This is a genomic window from Paraburkholderia sp. LEh10 (assembly GCF_017814945.1).
Taxonomy (GTDB): Bacteria; Pseudomonadota; Gammaproteobacteria; order Burkholderiales; family Burkholderiaceae; genus Paraburkholderia.
In genome coordinates this window covers 1-3,481 of record NZ_JAGIPX010000169.1, presented here as the reverse complement: position 1 = coordinate 3,481, position 3,481 = coordinate 1, and the positions used below count along the sequence as shown (strand labels likewise).

Genomic DNA, 3,481 nt, shown 5'->3' with positions numbered 1-3,481 from the left:
GGTGAACCGGCTCTTCTTCATGACTTCCTTTCTCCGTTGGAAGCCATTCTCTCAAGTTTCAGCTGGTCCGAAAATTCTAGGGCAGGTCAGTCATGCTAAACCAGACTATCCATGTTAGATCGGCTTCGTCAGCAAGAATTTTGGTTGATTTCGCTGGCGCTCAAACGGACTACCTCTATTGCGTGGCCAGTTATCGGCCGGTTATTGGCCAGACACGTGAATTGGATGACGGCCCAGAGCCTGCGGAAGCAGGCCGTGGCCAGTTATCGGCCAGTGATGGCCAATGACCGGCCACGCTTCTGACGGTTATCGGCAATGTTGGGCGAGGCGAATGACGGTATCAGTGCATCACCTATCGTTCTTGTGTCGGTTTGCAAAAGACATTGTAAAGAGAGTGTCCTGCCATGTGGCGCGAGACACATGAGCACCGGGGTTTTCGGGAATTTGTGTAAAAGCAAAGGGTGTAGTAAAGCGATTTTGATTCTTGACAGGAAGCGTGGACCTATCTAATCTGCGAACCATCGATCGCACCGCACGGTGCGTTGATCGGCAGCTGGGCCGTATCTAGCCACCGACGCCAGCACGTAGGCAGCGTCGGAACCGGACGCGCAACGCGTCCAAAAGCAGGACAGTCGAGGCATCAGCCTCGCCCGAAATCCGATGAGGATCGCTCGGGCAAAACGCAACTCGTGGATCCCTCGCGGATTCACACGGCTCGCAAATCAGCGACGCCTGGCATCGCCCCGCTAGAACCTTTCATCTCGACAACGACCCCTGATCGCACGAAGACCTCCTGCGCGAATAGCGCCGGGTTGGTCCGGCAAGCGTCACGCATCGAGCGTGCGATCAGCGTCAACGTCAGCACTGGAAGCCTCTGGCTCAACAAAAGCTCTCGCCGCTTACATTCCGTCAGGAAGCGTACGACGTGACTTTCTCGCAAGACGGAATCGGTACCCACCACCGACCCCAAATGTGTGATTGCTCCGCATGGAGCAGCCCGCCAGCCGCCTGACCTACACGGGCGGTATCCACTGGCACGAAGTGCATGCGCTTCTCGTTATTCCGATGACTTTCATTCCGCTGGACGCGGCTTCGTGCGAAACGCATGGAAGCCGACCTACCTGTTTTCGAGCGCCCGTTGAGGCGTATCGGGGGCGGGCCGGGTATCTGGCAACTTGCTCGAACCCCGTCACGGGTTCGGAGGCCGCAAGGTAAGGAATGTGAGGGTTCAGATTCGTTCGGGAGGTGCCTGGGGCGCTAACCGGGAGTCAGGAGGAAGTCGCACCTCTTAAAAACGCGACAAAGGCTCCCCGCTTGGAACACAAGCGGAGATGGCGCGAAAGCGCATCTGTACGGCCGAGGGATCGGTTATGCAGTTCCATAAGTTTCTAACGTTCAGGCTCTGCCACCCCGTCGCTCCGGAAGGCGACAAGAAACACCCCCGTAGGAACAGAAGCAAAGCTCCGGCCTCAAGCCCGGAGGGATTGGTGCGCCTATGCACCGATTCCCGCTGGAATGAGACCGGATGAAGATCGACCTGCTCGCTCGCCGACCGAGAGGGCACCACAGGGCAAAAGGAGTCAGGAGAACGCGAATGACGGACCTCTTCAAGACGAACGGTAAGGTAGCAAACGCACCCAAGCACGATGGACACACTTCAATTCGTCATGGGAACTGGAAGAAGCAATTGGCCGACATGCTCAAGCAACCGGAGAACCAGCGGACGGTTCGAGGCGACCGCCGTGCGTCCGACAATACGCAGGAAACCCGCGCCAATATCCTCTTTCAGGGCTTCCGTGATCTGCGCGTCCTCGGATACCGGTTCGACACGATTACCAGCTTCCGGCAGAAGCACATGCAGGCGCTTGTGAATAAGTGGCTTGATGAGCGCATGGCCGCTTCGACCATACAGGGCCGAATGACGACTTTCCGGACCTTCTGCAACTGGATCGGCAAGTGCGGCCTGATCGGCCCGACCGCCCAGTACGTGAAAGACCCAAAGCTGGTCAAGCGCGCGCTCTCAGCTCAGACGGACAAGAGCTGGTCGGGAAACGGTGTGAACGTCGACGAGAAACTGGCCGAGATTCGGCGGGCTGACGAGCGCGCCGGGCTGATGCTGCTCGCTGGCAGCACCTGGGGGCTGCGCCGGCTGGAGATGGTCTGTCTCCGTCCATACGCGACCGTAGTGGTGGGCAGCACCACGAACATCGTCGCATTCAGCGATGTGAAGGTGTCACGCGAGGAGCTAAAGGCTGCGATCGCCGCAAGCGGTTCAGGGCTTCCCATCAAGAAAGGTACGAAGGGTGGCCGGTATCGCGTGCTCCCTCTCGATACGCCGGAAAAACTCGACGTACTCCGCCAACTTCAAGCCGTGGTGCAGGATCGTGACGGCTTTCTGGGCTGGCCGGGTGAATCGCTCAAGACCAACGCCCGCCGCCTCTCGTACATCGCCAAGAAGTTCGGGCTGACCAAGGCCGATCTGGGCGTTACGCTCCACGGCCTGCGCCACGAGGTCGCGAATAACGAGTTTGAGCGCCTGTCGGGTGTGCAGAGCGCGATCCGGGGTGGCAATAGCCCGCTGCGCGGCGAAAAGCGCGTGGCGGCTCAACTGGTGGCGCAACTTCTCGGTCACTCCCGCGTGTCGATCGCCAGCGCCTACTGCGGCAGCGTGGTCAACATGGGCGAAATCCAGAAGAACCGGGCGATCGCGGAACTGGATGCGCTTCAGCCGCACCTTGATGCGTTCCGCGAGGCGCTCGAGCGCCACGGCTTCGTCAGCCTCTACATGGTGGGTGCTCGTGCGATGGGTAAGTGTCGCCCGCAGGACGCGACCGTTCCGTACGAGTTCATGACATTCGGGGAGAGCGGCCAGCCCACGCTTGCGTTGCGGGCCGAGCTCGAGGCGCTGCTTTCGACGCCTGTGTACGTCCGGATCATGGCCGAGGAAACGGATGAGGCGAGCGCGACCTTTCTGAACAATATGCTTCGGGTTGTCGACGGTAGCGGGCGTCGTCTCGAATCAGATGAGCAAGCGATTGCCATCATTCCTGACTCCGATGTGTAGCTCGCAGAAGCGGTCGGTAAGAGGCGCAGTATCGGTTACCAAACGTGTTGGGTGAGCAACTGCGCCATCGCCGCCGCTTCATGGGGGCTAGAAATGCGGTGTCGAGCTGAGATACTGAATTCAGTCGGGCAATTAACCCGGAGAAACAATGAAACGACTAACCCAAGTATCGTTGATTGCCCTTTTATTCCTTTCTGCCTGTGGTGTTAATAACAGCTGTCACACCAACTTTGGTCGCGGTAGCCCCGGAACCACCGTCATGTAGTCGGGGCCGACCAACGCTTACACCGGCCATACCTCCCGGGATCGGCGACGATCGCCGTCACCGGCGAGGTATTCAGGCTATTTCGAAAATGGAATGGGTAATGCGGCTTACCGGGCATGTGGGTTAAAGGTAGAAAAGTCGAGCTTTCCGGC

Annotated in this window: 1 protein-coding gene; it reads left to right on the top strand. The window is 58.9% G+C overall.

Going from position 1 to position 3,481, the window contains the following annotated elements:
- The first annotated feature begins 1,594 nt into the window (after positions 1 to 1,594).
- Positions 1,595 to 3,064: a phage integrase N-terminal domain-containing protein gene (locus tag J8I87_RS43570; protein WP_209938812.1), complete on the top strand. Its 1,470-nt coding sequence runs from the start codon at positions 1,595 to 1,597 to the stop codon at positions 3,062 to 3,064.
- Positions 3,065 to 3,481 lie beyond the last annotated feature (417 nt).